Below are 16,883 nucleotides of genomic sequence, written 5' to 3'. Positions count from 1 at the left end.
GGTCAGAGGCGGGTCAGCCCCGCAATCGCCTCGCGCGTTTCCCTTTCCAGCATCGCGACCAGTTCGGCGGCAGGCAGCGCCCGGCCCAGCGGCGCGCCTTGCCCGGCCCAGTGCGGAGCATAGCCGTTGTCTCCCTTGGCCCTGGCCGCGGCGTTCAGCGCCTTGCCGAGGTCGTAGGCGTAAGGATAGGCGGCGATCTTCGTCTCATCGGCGCGGCGCATGAAGGCGTTCTCGACCCCGCGCGCCGGGCGGCCGGAGATGGCCGCGCTGACCCGCGTGCGCCCGGCCTCGACTCCTGCCAAGGCCGCCCGATAGGCCGCATCCGCCGCCGATTCCGGGCACGATGCGAAGGCTGTCCCCATCTGCGCCCCGGCCGCCCCCAGCGTCAGCGCCGCCGCGATCCCGGCGCCGTCCATGATCCCGCCCGCCGCGACGACGGGGATCGGCAGATCACGCGCCAGCAGGCGCGTCAGCGGCAAGGTCGCAAAGCGCGGATCGTCGGCAGGGTCGAAGACACCGCGATGACCGCCCGCCTCGACCCCTTGGGCGATCACCATGTCGAACCCGGCGGCGACAGCGGCGCGGCCTTCCTCGGGCGTGGTGGCGCTGGCGACCAGGACGCAGCCCGCCGCCTTCAGCGCCGCCACCTGATCGGCGCGCGGCAGGCCGAAATGGACGCTGACCACGGCAGGCCGTTCCTCGACCAGCACGGCCAGCTTGGCGTCGTCGGTCAGGAAGCTCTGGTAGATGTCGTTGAGGCGCTCGGGCGGCGCCGCGTCGAACTCGGTGAAGATCGGACGCAGGCTGTCGATCCAGACGGCGTCGCGCGCTGGATCGGCCGCGATCGGCGCATGGCAGAACAGATTGACGTTGAACGGCCGGTCGGTCAGCGCCTTCACCGCGCGGATGGCCTTACGGCTCGCCTCGGCGTCGATGGCCCCCAGGGCGATGGAGCCCAGCGCCCCCGCATTCGACACGGCGGCGGCCAGTTCGGCGGTCGAGGTTCCCGCCATCGGCGCCTGGATCAGGGGGACGGTCAGGCCGAGGCGGTCGGTCAGGGCGGTCTTCATTGGGGCTCCCTCGCGCGTTTCTGCACAGATAGGCGCTGACAATCCCGGCGTCAGGCCTCGGCTGCGCTAGACTTTCCTCGTCCGATCATTGATTCGAAGCCGTATGACCATCCACACCCCGACGCCCGAAGGCGGCCGCATCGTCGAAGAGCCGATGGGCGATGCGCTGTCCAAGCGCTATCTGGCCTACGCCCTGTCGACGATCACCAACCGGGCGTTGCCCGACGTGCGCGACGGCTTCAAGCCGGTGCACAGGCGCATTATGTACGCCATGCACCAGATGCGGCTGAACCCGCAGGCGGCCGCGCGCAAATGCGCCAAGGTCGTCGGCGAGGTCATGGGCGGCTATCACCCGCACGGCGACGCCTCCATCTATGAGGCCCTGGTCCGTCTGGCTCAGGACTTCGCTCAGCGCTATCCGCTGGTGGACGGGCAGGGGAACTTCGGCAACATCGACGGCGATAGCGCGGCGGCCATGCGCTATACCGAGTGCAAGCTGACGTCCGCCGCCGTCCTGCTGCTGGACGGCATCGATCAGGACGCGGTCGACTTCCGCCCCACCTATGACGATCAGGACGAAGAGCCGGTGGTCCTGCCGGCGGGCTTCCCCAACCTGCTGGCCAACGGATCGTCGGGCATCGCCGTGGGCATGGCGACCTCCATCCCGCCGCATAACGTGGGCGAACTGATCGACGCCTGCCATCTGTTGCTGGAGCGGCCGGACGCCACGACCGTCGATCTGATGCAGATCGTGCCGGGGCCGGACTTCCCGACGGGCGGCGTGTCGGTCGAAAGCCAGGCCGCCATTCTGGACGCCTATGAGACCGGCCGTGGCGGTGTTCGGCTGCGGGCCAAATGGGTCGAGGAAAAGCTCGATCGCGGCGCCTATCAGATCGTCATCACCGAGATGCCGTATCAGGTGCAGAAGTCGCGCCTGATCGAGGCCCTGGCCGACCTGATCGAGAACAAGAAGGCGCCCCTGCTGGGCGACGTGCGCGATGAGTCGGCGGAGGATATCCGCCTGATCCTCGAACCGAAGAACCGCACCATCGAGCCTGAAATGCTGATGGAAAGCCTGTTCAAGCTGTCCGATCTCGAGGTGCGCTTCCCCATCAACATGAACGTGCTGGATGCCACCGGCACGCCGCGCGTCATGGGTCTGAAGGAATGCCTGCAGGCCTTCCTGGATCACCGCCGCGTGGTGCTGAACCGCCGCAGCCAGTGGCGCATCGCCCGCGTCGAGAAGCGCCTGCACCTGTTGGAAGGCCTGCGCATCGTCTTCCTGAACCTGGACGAGGTCATCCGCATTGTCCGCGAGGAAGAGCAGCCCAAGGCGGCCCTGATCGCGACGTTCGGACTGAGCGAGCTTCAGGCCGACTTCATTCTCGACACCCGCCTGCGCCAGCTGGCCCGTCTCGAAGAAATGACGATCGAGAAGGAATTCAATGAGCTGTCGGAAGAACTTGCAGCGCTGCAGGCGCTGACGTCCTCCGAGGCCAGGCAGTGGAAGGCCATCGGCAAGGAATTGGAGGCCGTGCGCAAGGCGCTGGTCTCGCCGCGCCGCACCCTGATGGGAGAGGCGGTCGACGCCTCGGCCTTCGTCGCGCCGGAAGCCTTCATCCCGCGCGAAGCGATCACCGTCATCCTGTCCGATCGCGGCTGGATCCGCGCCGCCAAGGGCAAGGTCGACGATCCCTCGGAACTGAAGTTCAAGGAAGGCGACAAGCTGGGCTTCCTGGTCCCCGCCTATACGACGGACAAGCTGCTGGTCGGGGCGTCGGACGGGCGCATCTTCACCATCGGCGCCGACAAGCTGGCGTCGGGGCGCGGCCACGGCGAACCGCTGCGTCTGATGATTGATCTCGACGAGAAGGCCGAGATCATCAACGTCGTAGCGCATGAGCCGAACGCAAAGCTGCTGGTCGCCTCGAAGGCGGGCTACGGTTTCGTGGCGCCCGAGAACGACCTTCTGGCTCAGAAGCGCGGCGGCAAGCAGGTGCTGAACGGCGAGATGCTGGCCATGCTGCGCGTGCCCAGCCAGCCGCAGGGCGACCACGTCGCCGTCATCGGCGAGAACATCAAGGCGCTGATCTTCCCCTTGGCCGAACTGCCCGAAATGGGCCGGGGCAAGGGCGTGAAGCTGCAGAACTACAAGCAGGGCGGCCTGGCCGATGTGGCGGTGTTCAACGCCGAAGCGGGGCCTGAATGGGCCGACGGCGGCGGCCGCCGCCGCAACTGGCCGGACTGGAAGGACTGGCTGGGCAAACGCGCCGGCGCCGGCCGCCAGGGTCCGCGCGGCCTGCGCAAGTTCCGCTGAGTTCAACCCTCTCCCGGCGGGAGAGGGAAGGGTGACGCCGAATTCATTGGTTGCGGCGTCTTCCGGCCCGCATAGTCGCGGCTGATCTTTCGGAGGAGGCTCAATGATCACCTGGATCATCATCGGCGTCATCGTCGTCATTCTGCTGTTCGTCGTGGTCGGCGCGTACAACAAGCTGGTGAAGCTGGATCAGACGGCGAACCAGTCGTTCGCCGACATCGACGTGCAGTTGAAGCAACGCCAGGATCTGATCCCCAACCTGGTCGAGACGGTGAAGGGCTACGCCACGCACGAGCGCGGCACCCTGGACGCCGTGACCCAGGCGCGCGCCGCCGCTGCGGGCGCTCGCACCATCGACGAGAAGGTGCAGACCGAAAACATGCTGACGGCGACGCTCGGCCGCTTGTTCGCCGTGTCCGAGGCCTATCCGGACCTGAAGGCCAACGCCAACTTCCAGCAGTTGCAGATGGACCTGTCGGACATCGAGAACAAGCTGGCCGCCGCGCGCCGCTTCTTCAACAACGCCGTCAGCGAATTCAACGCCGTGCGCCGTCAGTTCCCGACGGTCCTGTTCGCGGGGATGTTCGGCTTCGGCGCGGACAAGCCCTTCTTCGACGTGGGCGAGGGCGAACGTGCTGCCCTGAACGCCGCCCCGCCGACGGTGAAGTTCTAAGCCCCAATGGCGGTTTTCGGTCAGGCCGTCGGCCTCAAGACCCACATCTGGCGGAACAACACCCGGTCGGCGATCTTGCTGGCCGGGTTCCCGGTGCTGCTGGTCGGCATATTGTTCGGCATTCAGGTGCTGATGATGGGGTTCGGCCTTCTGCCCAATTCGGGCGGCGACCTGGGTCAGGATCTGGCGCTGGCGGCGTCCATGCTGGGCTGGACAGTGCCCTTCGCCGCCATCGCGGCGGCGATCTGGTTCGTCATCGCCTATTTCGGCAATCAGATGATGATCGACGTCATGACCGGAGCGCGAAAGGTTGAGCGTCGGAGCGAGCCGGACCTCTATAATCTGCTGGAGAACCTGGCGATCTCGCGCGGGATGAAGACGCCCGCCCTGCGCATCATCGAAAGCCCGTCGCTGAACGCCTATGCGTCCGGCCTGCACGAGGGCAACTACAGCGTCACCGTCACGCGCGGCCTGATGCAGACCTTGAACCGCGACGAGATGGAGTGCGTCCTGGCGCACGAGCTGACCCACGTCATCAACAAGGACGTGCGGACCATGGTGATCGCCTCGATCTTCGCGGGGATTATCAGCGTGGTGGCTGAACTGGTGTTCCGCAGCCTGTTCTATGTGCGCGGCGGCCGCGGCGGGAACAACAAGAACGCCATGCCGCTGATCCTGATCGGCCTGGCCATCGGGGTGATCGGCTTCGGCCTGGCCGCCGTCATCCGCATGACCCTGTCGCGGACGCGGGAGTATGTGGCCGACGCCGGGGCGGTGGAGCTGACCAAGAACCCGGACGCCATGATCTCGGCCCTGCGCAAGGTGTCGGGCCAGTCGAAGCTGGAGGCGCCGGATGAACTGAGGGGCATGTTCCTGGATAATACGGCGGAGAAGGCGGGGTTCTCGGGCCTGTTCGCCACTCATCCGCCGATCTCGAAAAGGATCGCGGCCCTGGTGCAGTTCGCCGGCGGTCGGGACGACGGGCCGTGGGGCGGAGCGCCTCAGGCCGCAGGCACGGCGGTGCCGACGACCTGACGCAGTCTTCTCCCTCCCCACCCGGTCGCTGCGCGACCACCGTCCCCATGAAGGGGAGGGAGAGGCGTGGCGTCTATTCCTCCAGCCGCTCCCAGCCCCAGGGGCGCAGGGCCTCCAGCGGGCGGAACTCGGCCTTGTAGTCCATCTTGGGCGAGCCCTGGACCCAGTAGCCTAGATACACATACGGCAGGGCCACAGTCTGGGCCTGATGCAGGTGATCCAGGATGGCGAAGCGGCCCAGGCTGCGGCGCTCCAGATCCGGGTCGAAGAAGCTGTAGACCATCGACAGGCCGTCATGCAGCAGGTCGGTCAGGCAGACGCCGACCAGGCGGCCGGGGCCGTCATCCTCGCTGGGCAGGCGGTATTCGATCAAATGGGTGCGGACGGCGGTGTCCTCGACCATCGATACATAGTCCAGCCAACTCATGTCGCTCATGCCGCCGCCGGGGTGGCGGGCGTTCAGATAGCGGCGCAGCAGGTTGAACTGCTCCATCGTCGCCTCGGCCTCGACCAGGCCGCGCGACAGGTCGGCGTTGCGGGCCAGGATGCGGCGGCGCGAGCGCGAGGGTTCGAAGTCCGCCACCGGAATCCGCACCGAGACGCAGGCCGCGCAGGCCTCGCAGGCCGGGCGGTAGGCGATGTTCTGACTGCGGCGGAACCCGGCCTGGGTCAGGGCGTCGTTGACGTCGGCCCCGTCGTTGAACGGCAGGTTGGCGAAGACCTTGCGTTCGAACTGACCCGGCAGATAGGGGCAGGGCGCGCTGGCCGTCATGAAGAAGCGGAGTTGGCGCGAGAAGAAGTGCTGGGTCACGGCTGTCGCTCCGTGACGGTTTCAGCGCCCGCACAGGGGCCGGATGGATACGCGCGGCTCATGATCTGATTTGGCGCGCAACCAGCCGTTTTCGCAAGCCTTCTTCGTGCGGCGAAGGTGTCGCCGCACGGCCTCACAGGCTGGTGTCCGTAGGCAGGACCGGCGCCTCTCGCAGCAGGACGATGGCGATGCGGCGGTTGCCCGCCAGCGACGGGTCGTCGGGATACAGCGGATCGGAGCCCGCCTTGCCCGCGACCGAATAGACCCGGTCGCTGTTCACGCCCGCGCCCTGCAGGGTCAGACGCGAGGCGTCGGCGCGCGCCGAGGACAGGGGCCAGTCGCCGGGGCTGCTGGCGCGGCTGGAGCCGGCGACAGCGCTGGTGTGGCCGGTGATGCTGATGCGGTTGGGCAGTTGGTTGATGACCTTGGCCACGGCGCGCAGCAGCAGCTGGGCGCGCGGATTGGGGCGGGCCGAGCCGTTCTCGAACATCGAGCGGCCTTCCTGATCGACCAACTGGATGCGCAGGCCCTCGGGCGTCTGGTCGATGATCAGCTGTTTCGACAGCTCGGCCAGTTCCGGCATGGACTGCATGGCCTGGCGCAGGGATTCGGCGGCGCTGGCGAAGTCAGCGGCCTCACGCCGGGCGATCTCGGCGCGCAGGGCGGCTTCGCTGGCCGAGGCCAGGTTGGAGTTCTGGCCTGCTTCCTGTGGGGCGTCGGGGGCCTCGGGGGCCAGTTGTTCGATGACGGCGTTGGACCCGGCGCCCTTGGCGCCTTCGGAATCGCCTAGCGAGGTGCCGCCCAGGATGCCGCCGGAGCCCGAGGTCGAGGCCGAGACGTTGGCCGGGGCGAAATATTCGGCGATGCCGCGCTTCTGCTCCGGATCAGTCGTGTTGATCAGCCACATCAGCAGGAAGAAGGCCATCATGGCCGTGACGAAGTCGGCGTAGGCCACCTTCCACGCGCCGCCGTGATGGCCGTGGCCGGACACCTTCTTCACCTTCTTGATCAGGATCGGGCGATCGTTCAGCGCCATGGGGCGGGTCCGTCTTAACCGTGTTCGTTCGCCCTAAATCCCATGCGGGGCTTAAGAAGCGGTTGCGGAGAGCTGCGACGGCGCGCCGCGCCCTTGCCGATGCGGGTCGCACAGCCTAGCTGATGGCCATGTCACAGTCGCCCGCTTCCCCCGCCGATGATTTCGACCCCCGCGCCTATCGCCGGGCGCTGGGCGGGTTCGCCACCGGGGTGTGCGTGGTCACGGCCCATACGGTCGACGGGCCGCTGGGGATCACGGTGAACAGCTTCACCTCGGTCTCGCTGGATCCGCCGCTGGTGCTGTGGTGCATGGACATCAAGTCCGACCGCCACGACGCCTTCGCCGGGGCCGACCGCTTCGCCGTGCACATGCTGCCGGTCGAGGATCAGGCCATGTCTGATCGCTTCGCCTGGGGCGTGTGCCGTTTGTCGGACGATGAGTTCGCGGTGGATGATCCCGAGCCGCCGCGCCTGCTGAATGCGGTGACGCGTCTGACCTGCCGGACTCACGAGCGCATCGTCATGGGCGACCATCTGGTCATCGTCGGCCAGGTTGAGGCGTTCGATACCCGGCCCGGCGACGCGCTGACCTATTTCCGCGGCAAATACGGCAAGGCGGTCGATCCGACCGCCTGACGCGTCCTTCTCCCACAAGGGGAGAAGGGACTTAGCCCATCATCCGCGCGGCTTGCGGCGCGAAGTAGCTGATGACGCCGGACGCCCCCGCGCGCTTGAACGCGTGCAGGCTTTCCAGAATCGCGCGGTCCGGGTCCAGCCAGCCGTTGGCGAAGGCGGCCTGCATCATCGCGTACTCGCCCGACACCTGATAGGCGAAGGTCGGAACCTTGAACGTCTGCGACACCAGTCGGACGATATCCAGATAGGGCAGGCCCGGCTTGACGATCAGGGCGTCAGCGCCTTCCGACAGGTCCATAGCCACCTCGCGCAGAGCCTCCTCGGCGTTGGCGAAGTCCATCTGATAGGTCTTCTTGTCGCCGGTCAGGGATTTCGACGAGCCCACCGCGTCGCGATACGGGCCGTAGAAGGCCGAGGCGTATTTGGCGGCATAGCTGATGATCAGGGTGTCGCTCAGCCCGTTGGCTTCCAGCGCCTCGCGGATGGCCTGAACGCGGCCGTCCATCATGTCGGACGGAGCCACAGCGTCTGCGCCCGCGTGGGCGTGGATGAAGGCCTGCTCGGCCAGCCGTTCCAGCGTCGGGTCGTTGACGATGCGGCCGTTCTCCAGAACGCCGTCGTGGCCGTGGTCGGTGTAGCAGTCCAGCGCCACGTCGGTCATGACGCCGATCTCGGGCGCAGCGTCCTTGATGGCGCGAATGCAGTCGGGAATCAGGCCGTCCGGGTCGGTGGCGGCGGTGGCGACATTGTCCTTCAGCCCGTCGTTCACGTTCGGGAACAGGGCGACCATCGGAATGCCCAGATCGCGCGCCTCGACGGCGGCCTTGGCGGCCTCCTTGGGCGACAGGCGGAAGACGCCCGGCATGGAGGCGACCGGCTGGCGGTCCTCGGCGCCGTCATGGACGATCAGCGGCCAGATCAGATCGGCGGGCGTCAGGGTCGTCTCGGCGACCAGACGACGCACCCACGGCTGCGAACGCAGGCGACGCGGGCGGGCGTAGGGAAAGGCGGCGGGCTGGAAGGGCATGGTCATGCGCGCGGCTTAAAACAAAGCGCGGGTAGAGGCAAAAGACGAACTGTCCACCTATGCTCGCCCTATCTCCCGCTCATCCCGGCGTCCGTCGGGATGAGCGGGGTGTGGGTGCTGACGCATCTGCAAGGTGACGCGCGCGTCGCCAGCCGTTAGAAGCGCCCCGAACGCCCCGTCAGAGGGCAGGCTGTAATGCGGGAGCTTTCATGGACTTCGCCCTCACCGACGATCAACGCGCCATTCAGGACGCGGCCCGCGCCTTCGCCGAGGCCGAGCTGGCTCCGCATTCGGCCCGCTGGGATGAAGACAAGCATTTCCCGGTCGACGTGCTGAAGTCCGCCGCCGAGATGGGCTTCGCCGGCATCTATACGGGCGAGGAACATGGCGGCATGGGCCTGGGCCGGGTCGAGGCGGCGCTGATCTTTGAAGAGCTGTCGCGCGGCGATGTGGCGACGGCGGCCTTTATCTCGATCCACAATATGGCGACGTGGATGATCGACAGCTTTGGCTCGGACGAGCTGCGGGCGCGCTTCGTGCCGTCGCTGGTCGGGATGGAGAAGATCGCCAGCTACTGCCTGACCGAGCCGGGCTCGGGCTCTGACGCGGCGGCGCTGCGGACGACGGCGGTGCGCGACGGCGACCATTATGTGCTGAACGGCGCCAAGGCCTTCATTTCCGGCGCCGGGACGTCGGATGTCTATGTCGTCATGGTCCGCACGGGCGGCGAGGGGCCGAAGGGCATCTCGACCCTGGTGGTTGAGGCGGGCACGCCCGGCCTGTCGTTCGGCGCCAATGAGAAGAAGATGGGCTGGAACGCCCAGCCGACCGCCGTGGTCAGCTTCGACGACTGCCGGGTGCCGGTCGCCAATCTGATGGGCGAGGAAGGCGCGGGCTTCAAATACGCCATGGCCGGTCTGGACGGCGGGCGCCTGAACATCGCCGCCTGCTCGCTGGGCGGGGCGCGTCTGGCGCTGGAGACGGCGCAGGACTACGTCGCCAGCCGCAAGCAGTTCGGCCAGGCCATCGGCCAGTTCCAGAACACCCAGTTCGAGCTGGCGGACATGGCCACGGACCTTGAGGCCGCCCGCCTGATGGTGCTGCGCGGCGCCTGGGCCATCGACACCGGCCACGCGGAAAAGACCAAGTGGTGCGCCATGGCCAAGCGCCTGACGACCGACGCCTGCTTCCAGATCGCCGATCAGGCGCTGCAGCTGCACGGCGGCTACGGCTATCTGAAGGACTACCCGCTGGAGCGGATCGTGCGCGACCTGCGCGTTCACCGCATCCTGGAAGGCACCAATGAGATCATGCGCGTGATCGTGGCGCGCGAGCTGGCGCGCTAGAGCGAAGTCGGTTCACATGCGATCGCATGTGAACTCAGATATTCGCTCTAGGCATTGATGCTGGACCATTGATCCGAGTTCGGATTGATCCAATCCGAATCGATAATGGTCTAGGCCTCAGCCGCAGCGCCTCGCCAGGTTCACCAGCGCGGCGGACTGGCCCAGATACCAGGGCTCGTCCGCCTCGTTCGGGGCGTCGAGATCGACGTTGCGCGCCTGTTTCAGCGCGGCCTTGCCTTCGGGCGACAGGGTGTAGACCTGCCGGTCCATCTCATCGACCGAGGGCGTCAGTCGGTAGTCCGCGCCGTCGACCGTCAGGGTCAGGGCGCGCTGGCCGGGGGCGGGCGATCCCGGAAAGTCATAGAAATACTGGAATGTGACCTGGCCGCCCGCACAGTGCGCGCGGGTGATGACGCCGGTGAAGTTCCAGTTCAGGAAGCTGGCGACCGCGCCTTCGCCCGATACGTCGTGCGTCACCCACTGAGCGCCCCTTTCATCGGCGGGAGCGGCGGTCAGGGTCAGGGCGGCTGTCATCGCGGCGATGAGCATGGAGTGCTGTCTTTCGTGAACCAGGCGGGGCCATACCAACGCTGCTGCAGCGCGAATGCAAGACGGCTCTTCGGCTTTACCCGCGACGGCGCCGGCTCTAGACCCAAGGCATGAGCACTGAATCCGAAGTCATCACCCGCATCGAAAATGGTGTCGGCCGCATCACCCTGAACAGGCCGAAGGCGATCCACGCCCTGAACCGACCCATGTGCGAGGCGATGATCGAGGCGCTGCTGACCTGGCGCGCTGACGACGCGGTGAAGTCTGTGCTGATCGACCATGCAGGGGAGCGCGGCTTCTGCGCCGGGGGCGACATCCGCATGATCGCCGAGAGCGGGGCAGGGGACGCCTCGGAGGCCAAGGCCTTCTTCAGCACCGAATACCAGCTGAACCATCTGATGTTCGTCTATCCCAAGCCGATCACGGCGGTGGTGGACGGCATCGTCATGGGCGGCGGCGTGGGCATCAGCGAGCCCGCCGACGTCCGCATCGCCACCGAGCGCACCACCTACGCCATGCCCGAGACGGGCATCGGTTTGTTCCCCGATGTGGGCGGCGGCTGGTTCCTGCCGCGCCTGCCGGGCCAGACGGGCGTGTGGCTGGCGCTGACCGGCGCGCGTCTGAAGGCGGCGGATACGGTGGCGCTGGGCATTCACACCCACTTTGCGCCGAGCGAGGGCGTCGAGGCGTTGAAGACCGAACTTCTGGCCGCGCCCGCCGACCCGAAAGCGGTCGCCGATCGCATCGCCGGCGACGCCGGGCCGTCGCCGCTGGCTCCGCACCGCGAAGCCATCGACCGCCTTTTCGCCTTCGACACTGTGGAAGAGATCGTCGCCGCCCTTGCGGCTGACGGATCGGAGTGGGCGCTGAAGCAGCTGGACGTCCTGAAGACCAAGTCGCCGCAGTCGCTGAAGATCTCGCTGCGCCAGATCCGCACCGGGGCGACCCTGACCGACTTCGCCGACAACATGGCGATGGAATACGCCCTGGGCGGGCGCGTGGTTCAGACCCACGATTTCCAGGAAGGCGTGCGCGCCGTCATCATCGACAAGGACAATGCGCCCCAGTGGTCGCCGGCCGAGCTTTCTTCGGTTTCGAACGCCCAGATCGAGGCCCTGTTCGCGCCACTGCCCGCCGATGAGGCATGGAAACCGCTTAACGGCTGATTTCGCGCAAGCTTCATTGTTCAAGGCGGGGGAAAGGCCTATCTTGCCGGCATGAGTAAGCGCTGGACCCCCGAATCCTGGAGAAACAAGCCCGTCCTGCATATGCCGACGGACTATCCGGACGCCGCCGAACTGGCGCGCGTCGAAGACGAGCTGCGCGCGATGCCGCCCCTCGTCTTTGCGGGCGAGGCGCGCAAGCTTACCGACCATCTGGCCCAGGTCGAGGCGGGGAACGCCTTCCTGCTGCAGGGCGGCGACTGCGCCGAGAGCTTCAAGGAGTTCTCGACCGACAACATCCGCGACACCTTCCGCCTGATCCTGCAGATGGCGGTGGTGCTGACCTTCGCCGGCCGCAAGCCGGTGGTGAAGGTCGGCCGCATCGCTGGTCAGTTCGCCAAGCCGCGCTCGTCTCCGGTCGAGGAGATCGGCGGGGTCGAGCTGCCGTCCTATCGCGGCGACATCATCAACGGCATGGGCTTCACGCCGGAAGAGCGGATGCCTGACCCGCAGCGCCTGATCCGCGCCTATAACCAGTCGGCCTCGACGCTGAACCTGCTGCGCGCCTTCGCGGGCGGGGGTTATGCCGACCTGTACAACATCCACCGCTGGACGCTGGGCTTCGCCGACGACGGCGCGGGCGCGGCCTACCGCGAGCTGGCCGACAAGATCACCGAGGCCCTGGCCTTCATGGAGGCGGTCGGCGTCACGCCTGAAACCCATCCCGACCTGTCGCGCGTCGAGGTCTTCACCAGCCACGAAGCCCTGCTGCTGAACGTCGAGAGCGCCCTGACGCGCCTGGATGGCTCGACCGGCGAATGGTTCGACACCTCGGCTCACATGCTGTGGATCGGCGAGCGCACGCGTCAGTTGGACGGCGCCCACATCGAGTTCATGCGCGGCATCTCCAACCCCATCGGGGTCAAGTGCGGGCCGACCATGACGGCCGACGACCTGCTGCCGCTGATCGACGCCCTGAACCCGAACAACATCCCGGGCCGCCTGACGCTGATCGGCCGTTTCGGTCACGACAAGGTGGGCGACCGCCTGCCGGGTCTGATGCGGGCGGTGAAGGCGGCGGGCAAGCGCGTCATCTGGTCGATCGACCCGATGCACGGCAATACGCTGAAGGCCGGCAACGGCTACAAGACCCGGCCGTTCGACCGTGTCATGGGCGAGGTCCGCAGCTTCATCGATGTGGCCGAGGCCGAGGGCGTCCACCCCGGCGGCGTCCACCTGGAAATGACCGGCCAGAACGTTACTGAATGCATCGGCGGCGCCCAGGCGGTGACCGAGGACGATCTGTCGAGCCGTTATCACACCCACTGCGATCCGCGTCTGAACGCGGATCAGGCGCTGGAGATGGCCTTCCTGGTCGCCGAGCGCCTCAAGGCCGGGCGACAGGCCCGGTCCGAGGCCGCATGACGGCAGAAGACGAAACGCCCGGCCGCGTCGCCTATCAGGGCGCGCCGGGCGCCTTCAGCCATGAGGCTTGCCTCGACCTGCGCCCGTGGGACGAGGCGGTCGGCTTTGAGACCTTTCGGGGCGCGATCGACGCCGTCCTGAGCGGCGACTGCCATTGCGCCCTGATCCCCGTCGAGAACTCAACCGTGGGCGTAGTCGAACCCGCCGCCACCCTGGTGCGGCAGGCCAGGCTGGTCGCGGTCAGCGAGGCCTGGCGGCCGATCCGCCTGGCGCTGCTGGGCGCGCCTGAGGCGCGCTTGTCGGATGTGAAGACGGCTGAAAGCCATCCTGTCGCCCTGCAGCAATGCTCCAAGGCGTTGAATGAGATGAAGATCGCGGCGGTCGAGGCGTTTGACACCGGGGGCGCAGCCGCCGCCGTGGCCGAGGCGGACGACGTGACCCGCGCCGCCGTAGCGCCCGCTCGCGCCGCCGAGGTCTATGGATTGGTGGTTCTGCGCAACGATTTGCAGGATTTCAGCGACAACCGGACGCGTTTTGTCCTGTTCACGGCCCCTCAGGGTTGACCGCGCATAAAGTTTGCGGCTTTAAGGTCCGGTCGGATCGACCTTGATCCAGAAACCGGACCGGATTCATGTCCTCGCTGCGCGCACAAATGACCGTTGAAACCACCACGCGCGCGGTGGCCGGCTTCTATTTTGGCTACGGCTATTACGGCTTTCGATACGCCGGCTGAGGCGTCGGGCTTCTAACCAACCCTGACCGTCTCACTGGCGACCGCTTCTTCCCAAGCGGCCATTCTGCGCGTCCCTGCCTGAGTCTTTATCGGCGGACGCGACCTCCCTATCGAAATCCCCATGCCGAAAGCCATCTCCCATGTCGCAATCCGCCATCCAGCAAGTCTGGCCCGCCGAAACCATTGAACTGAGCGCCGAACAGAAGGCGCTGGCCGCCCTGCGCGCCGAAATCGACAGCCTGGACGATCAGATCCTCGAACTGTTCGAGCGCCGCCTGTCCGTCGCCGCCCAGGTGGGCAAGGCCAAGGATGCCCCGACCGGCCCCCACACCAAGCTGCGTCCTGACCGCGAGCAGGCCGTTCAGGCTCGCCTGCTGAAACAGTGCGAACCCGAGAACCGCGAGGCGGTCGAGCATCTGTGGCGCGAGATCGTCGGCTGGGGTCTGGCGCGTCAGGGCCGTCTGCAGGTCCAGGTCTGGGCCCCCATCGACCCGGCCAAGGCCGTGGACGGCGCCCGCCTGCGCTTCGGCGCCGCCGCCGACATCAAGCTGGTCCTCGACCCGCAGGCGGCTTTGGCCCATGCGGCCGAGGGCAAGGGCGTGGCCGTCCTGTCGATCAGCGGCGACGATCCCTGGTGGATCGGCCTGCGCCGCGAATGGTCGATGCTCAGCGTCTTCGACGGCTACGGCGGCGAGACGCCGACGTCTCTGGCCGTGGGCAAGATCGATCCGCCGGCCCTGCCGAAGGGCCGCCGCGTCGTGGTGACGGCGGGCGGCGACGCGGGCGACGGCTCGGGCGCGCGTCGCTGGGGCCTGAACACCCACCACGGCTGGACCCTGGCCCTGACCGACGCCGATGTGGCGCCGGGCGATGTCGAGGGCGGCGTCGGCGCCATCGGCTGACAGGCCCGGCTGAGGAACAGGGTAAATCGACGTTAAGCCTGTTCCTCAACCCTGTCTCAAAATCCGTCGTCCAATGTGGCGGTATGAACGCCTCCGTCCTCCTGCGTCTTGCGCCGATCTGCGTCCTTGCTGGGCTGCTGATCGGTTGCGGCGTGGTGGAAAGCGACCCCAATCGGTTCGAGAGCGCCGCCGAACGGATCGCCGCCATTCCCTTGTCCGGCGAGGAGGCGGGGAACGCGCATTCGGTCGCTGCGTCGGATCGTCCGCGTGAGCGCGCCGCTCCGCTGAAGGTCGAGCTGATGACCCCGCATGAACTGTGGGACGCGCGCGAAGGCCTGACCGCCAAGGTCCGCCTGGCCTCTGCGCCTGGACCTACGCCTGGGCCTACGCCGACAGCCTATCCCGATCCCGAGGCTCCGCCGCCGGCCGTGACGGCGCCCAAGCCCATGATAGTCGCTGCCCGCCATGTGCAACTGGGCGCCTATTCCAGCGAGGACGGCGCCCGCGCGGCCTGGATGCGGTTGAGCCGAGGGCCGGGCGGGACGGTGCTGTCGGAACTTCAGCCCGTCTATGAGGCAGTCGAGATCGGCGGGCGTCGTTTGTTCCGGCTGAAGGTCGCCGCCACCGCCGGACAGGCTCAGGCCCTGTGCCGCGACCTGGCGGCTTCGGACCCGTGGTGCGCACGATCCGGCGCGGCCTCGGTCTGATCGTCCACAGGCTCAGCTTAAGGTTTCGTTGACGATTGCCCCTCGGAGGCTGATCTTGCGGCCCATGGGCGGGCGGCGGACGAAGATGAGTCGCGCCTGCTGATCACAGTGGGATTTCACATGGCGCAGCCTCAGGTCATCGTCATCGGCAATGAAAAGGGCGGGGCGGGCAAGTCCACCCTGGCCATTCACATCGTCACCGGCCTTCTGCACGCCGGGCGCAAGGTTGCGGTCATCGACCTGGACCTGCGTCAGCGCTCGCTAGAGCGGTTCTTCGCCAACCGCCTCGCCTGGACCAAGGCCAACGGCCATGAACTGCCGCAGCCGATCGTGCCGGACATGGGCGACGGCAAGGCTCTGCACAAGGCTGATGAAGCCGACCAGATGGCCCGCTTCGAGGCCGCCTTCGCCGAGGCCAAGGCCGTGGCCGACGTCATCCTGATCGACACGCCGGGCGGCGACACGGCTCTGTCACGCGCCGCGCATGGCCGCGCTGACCAGATCGTCACGCCGATGAACGACAGCTTCGTCGACTTCGACCTGCTGGGCGAGGTGGATCCGGTGACGCTGGATCTGATCCGACCCTCCATCTATTCCGAAAGCGTCTGGGAGGCGCGCAAGCACCGCGCCATCACCGAGGGCCGTCAGGTGACCATCGACTGGATCGTCGTCACCAACCGCCTGGCCGTGGCCGAGGCGCGCAACCGTCGTCGTCTGGCCTCGCGCATGAACAAGCTGGCCAAGCGGGTCGGTTTCCGCGTCGGGCCGGGTCTGCGCGACCGGGTCATCTATCGCGAGCTCTTCCCTTTCGGCCTGACCGTGGCGGACCTGTCGAACGACATCCGCCCGGTGTCGGTCTCTCTGGCCCACGTCGCCGCGCGCCAGGAGATGCGCAATCTGATGCAGGCCCTGGGCCTGGACGACGCCATCGCCGCCATGGACGCGGCGGCCTGATCGCTTCATGGGCCTGATCTGGCTGGGGCTGGCCGCCGTGGCCCTGTGGGCCATGGTGCGTCTGGGTCGCCAGACCGAACGCGCCCGGCGCGGCCACTGGCGCATCTCTGCGACCATATTAAGCGCCGCCTTGCTGGCCGGAGCGGTGTTCGCGGCTGCGCGCGGAGCCTGGCTGATCGCGGGCGGGATGGCGTCGGCAGGCGTCTGGTTGGCCGTGCAGTCGCGCATCCGGCCTGTGGCGGGCAGGGCGGTTCAAGCCGCCGAGCCCATGAGCAAGGCCGAAGCGCGCGCTATTCTGGGCGTCGCGGCCGATGCGGACGCCCAGACGATCCACGCGGCATGGCGCAGGCTGATGGCGCGCGCCCACCCGGACCAGGGCGGAACCGAGGGCCTAGCCGCGCGCGTCAACGCCGCGCGGGATCGGCTGCTGAAAGGGTAGGGCGCTTTCCTTCTCCCCTTGAGGGAGAAGGTGGCTGCCGGAGGCAGACGGATGAGGGGTG

The 16,883-nt window shown here is 67.4% G+C and carries 17 protein-coding genes; 12 read left to right on the top strand and 5 right to left on the bottom strand.

Annotation, left to right across the window (positions count from 1 at the left end):
• Positions 1 to 2: 2 nt before the first annotated feature.
• On the bottom strand, positions 3 to 1,070 hold the full coding sequence (locus FM111_RS07170) for an NAD(P)H-dependent flavin oxidoreductase (protein WP_087140287.1): 1,068 nt from the start codon (positions 1,068 to 1,070) through the stop codon (positions 3 to 5).
• Positions 1,071 to 1,173: 103 nt separating this feature from the next.
• Here FM111_RS07170 and parC point away from each other — a divergent pair, with 103 nt between their 5' ends.
• The 3 genes from parC to FM111_RS07155 all read left to right on the top strand — a co-directional run bounded on the left by parC (position 1,174) and on the right by FM111_RS07155 (position 5,095).
• Positions 1,174 to 3,387, top strand: a complete 2,214-nt coding sequence (gene parC, locus FM111_RS07165; RefSeq protein ID WP_087140286.1) for a DNA topoisomerase IV subunit A — start codon at positions 1,174 to 1,176, stop codon at positions 3,385 to 3,387.
• Between the two features lie 103 nt (positions 3,388 to 3,490).
• A complete protein-coding gene (locus tag FM111_RS07160; RefSeq protein ID WP_087140285.1) occupies positions 3,491 to 4,060 on the top strand; it encodes a LemA family protein in 570 nt (189 codons plus the stop codon).
• 6 nt (positions 4,061 to 4,066) lie between these two features.
• Positions 4,067 to 5,095: a M48 family metallopeptidase gene (locus tag FM111_RS07155; protein WP_087140284.1), complete on the top strand. Its 1,029-nt coding sequence runs from the start codon at positions 4,067 to 4,069 to the stop codon at positions 5,093 to 5,095.
• A 73-nt stretch (positions 5,096 to 5,168) separates the two neighbouring features.
• On the opposite strand, the gene FM111_RS07150 is transcribed toward FM111_RS07155, so the two are convergent.
• Entirely contained in the window at positions 5,169 to 5,906 is a 738-nt protein-coding gene (locus tag FM111_RS07150; protein WP_087140283.1) for an arginyltransferase, read from the bottom strand.
• Between the two features lie 133 nt (positions 5,907 to 6,039).
• Positions 6,040 to 6,942 carry a flagellar motor protein MotB gene (locus tag FM111_RS07145; RefSeq protein ID WP_087140282.1) on the bottom strand — a complete coding sequence of 301 codons (903 nt, stop codon included), beginning with the start codon at positions 6,940 to 6,942 and terminating at the stop codon, positions 6,040 to 6,042.
• Between the two features lie 122 nt (positions 6,943 to 7,064).
• Between FM111_RS07145 and FM111_RS07140 the strand changes: the two genes are divergently transcribed.
• Positions 7,065 to 7,577, top strand: a complete 513-nt coding sequence (locus FM111_RS07140; protein WP_256968131.1) for a flavin reductase family protein — start codon at positions 7,065 to 7,067, stop codon at positions 7,575 to 7,577.
• A 31-nt stretch (positions 7,578 to 7,608) separates the two neighbouring features.
• Here the strand turns inward: FM111_RS07140 and hemB are convergent, their stop codons facing one another.
• Positions 7,609 to 8,610, bottom strand: coding sequence for a porphobilinogen synthase (gene hemB / locus FM111_RS07135; protein ID WP_087140281.1), 1,002 nt, complete (start codon positions 8,608 to 8,610; stop codon positions 7,609 to 7,611).
• 203 nt (positions 8,611 to 8,813) lie between these two features.
• Here hemB and FM111_RS07130 point away from each other — a divergent pair, with 203 nt between their 5' ends.
• Entirely contained in the window at positions 8,814 to 9,950 is a 1,137-nt protein-coding gene (locus FM111_RS07130) for an isobutyryl-CoA dehydrogenase (RefSeq protein ID WP_087140280.1), read from the top strand.
• A 117-nt stretch (positions 9,951 to 10,067) separates the two neighbouring features.
• On the opposite strand, the gene FM111_RS07125 is transcribed toward FM111_RS07130, so the two are convergent.
• Positions 10,068 to 10,499, bottom strand: coding sequence for a hypothetical protein (locus FM111_RS07125; RefSeq protein ID WP_087140279.1), 432 nt, complete (start codon positions 10,497 to 10,499; stop codon positions 10,068 to 10,070).
• A gap of 110 nt (positions 10,500 to 10,609) precedes the next feature.
• Between FM111_RS07125 and FM111_RS07120 the strand changes: the two genes are divergently transcribed.
• From FM111_RS07120 to FM111_RS07090, 7 genes are all read left to right on the top strand, one after another.
• Positions 10,610 to 11,665, top strand: a complete 1,056-nt coding sequence (locus FM111_RS07120) for an enoyl-CoA hydratase/isomerase family protein (RefSeq protein WP_087140278.1) — start codon at positions 10,610 to 10,612, stop codon at positions 11,663 to 11,665.
• Between the two features lie 51 nt (positions 11,666 to 11,716).
• Positions 11,717 to 13,087, top strand: a complete 1,371-nt coding sequence (locus FM111_RS07115; RefSeq protein WP_087140277.1) for a class II 3-deoxy-7-phosphoheptulonate synthase — start codon at positions 11,717 to 11,719, stop codon at positions 13,085 to 13,087.
• Entirely contained in the window at positions 13,084 to 13,650 is a 567-nt protein-coding gene (locus FM111_RS07110; protein WP_087140276.1) for a prephenate dehydratase domain-containing protein, read from the top strand. The genes FM111_RS07115 and FM111_RS07110 overlap by 4 nt, the downstream gene beginning before the upstream one ends.
• Before the next feature lie 310 nt (positions 13,651 to 13,960).
• Positions 13,961 to 14,722, top strand: a complete 762-nt coding sequence (locus FM111_RS07105) for a chorismate mutase (protein WP_087140275.1) — start codon at positions 13,961 to 13,963, stop codon at positions 14,720 to 14,722.
• An 83-nt stretch (positions 14,723 to 14,805) separates the two neighbouring features.
• Positions 14,806 to 15,429: an SPOR domain-containing protein gene (locus tag FM111_RS07100; protein WP_087140274.1), complete on the top strand. Its 624-nt coding sequence runs from the start codon at positions 14,806 to 14,808 to the stop codon at positions 15,427 to 15,429.
• Between the two features lie 120 nt (positions 15,430 to 15,549).
• Positions 15,550 to 16,383: a division plane positioning ATPase MipZ gene (locus FM111_RS07095; protein ID WP_087140273.1), complete on the top strand. Its 834-nt coding sequence runs from the start codon at positions 15,550 to 15,552 to the stop codon at positions 16,381 to 16,383.
• 7 nt (positions 16,384 to 16,390) lie between these two features.
• Positions 16,391 to 16,822 (top strand): molecular chaperone DnaJ, encoded by a 432-nt coding sequence (locus FM111_RS07090; protein WP_087140272.1) that lies wholly within the window; start codon positions 16,391 to 16,393, stop codon positions 16,820 to 16,822.
• Positions 16,823 to 16,883 lie beyond the last annotated feature (61 nt).

It is taken from the genome of Brevundimonas diminuta 3F5N (assembly GCF_900163625.1).
Lineage (GTDB): Bacteria > Pseudomonadota > Alphaproteobacteria > Caulobacterales > Caulobacteraceae > Brevundimonas > Brevundimonas diminuta_A.
This window is presented reverse-complemented; position numbering and strand designations above follow the sequence as displayed.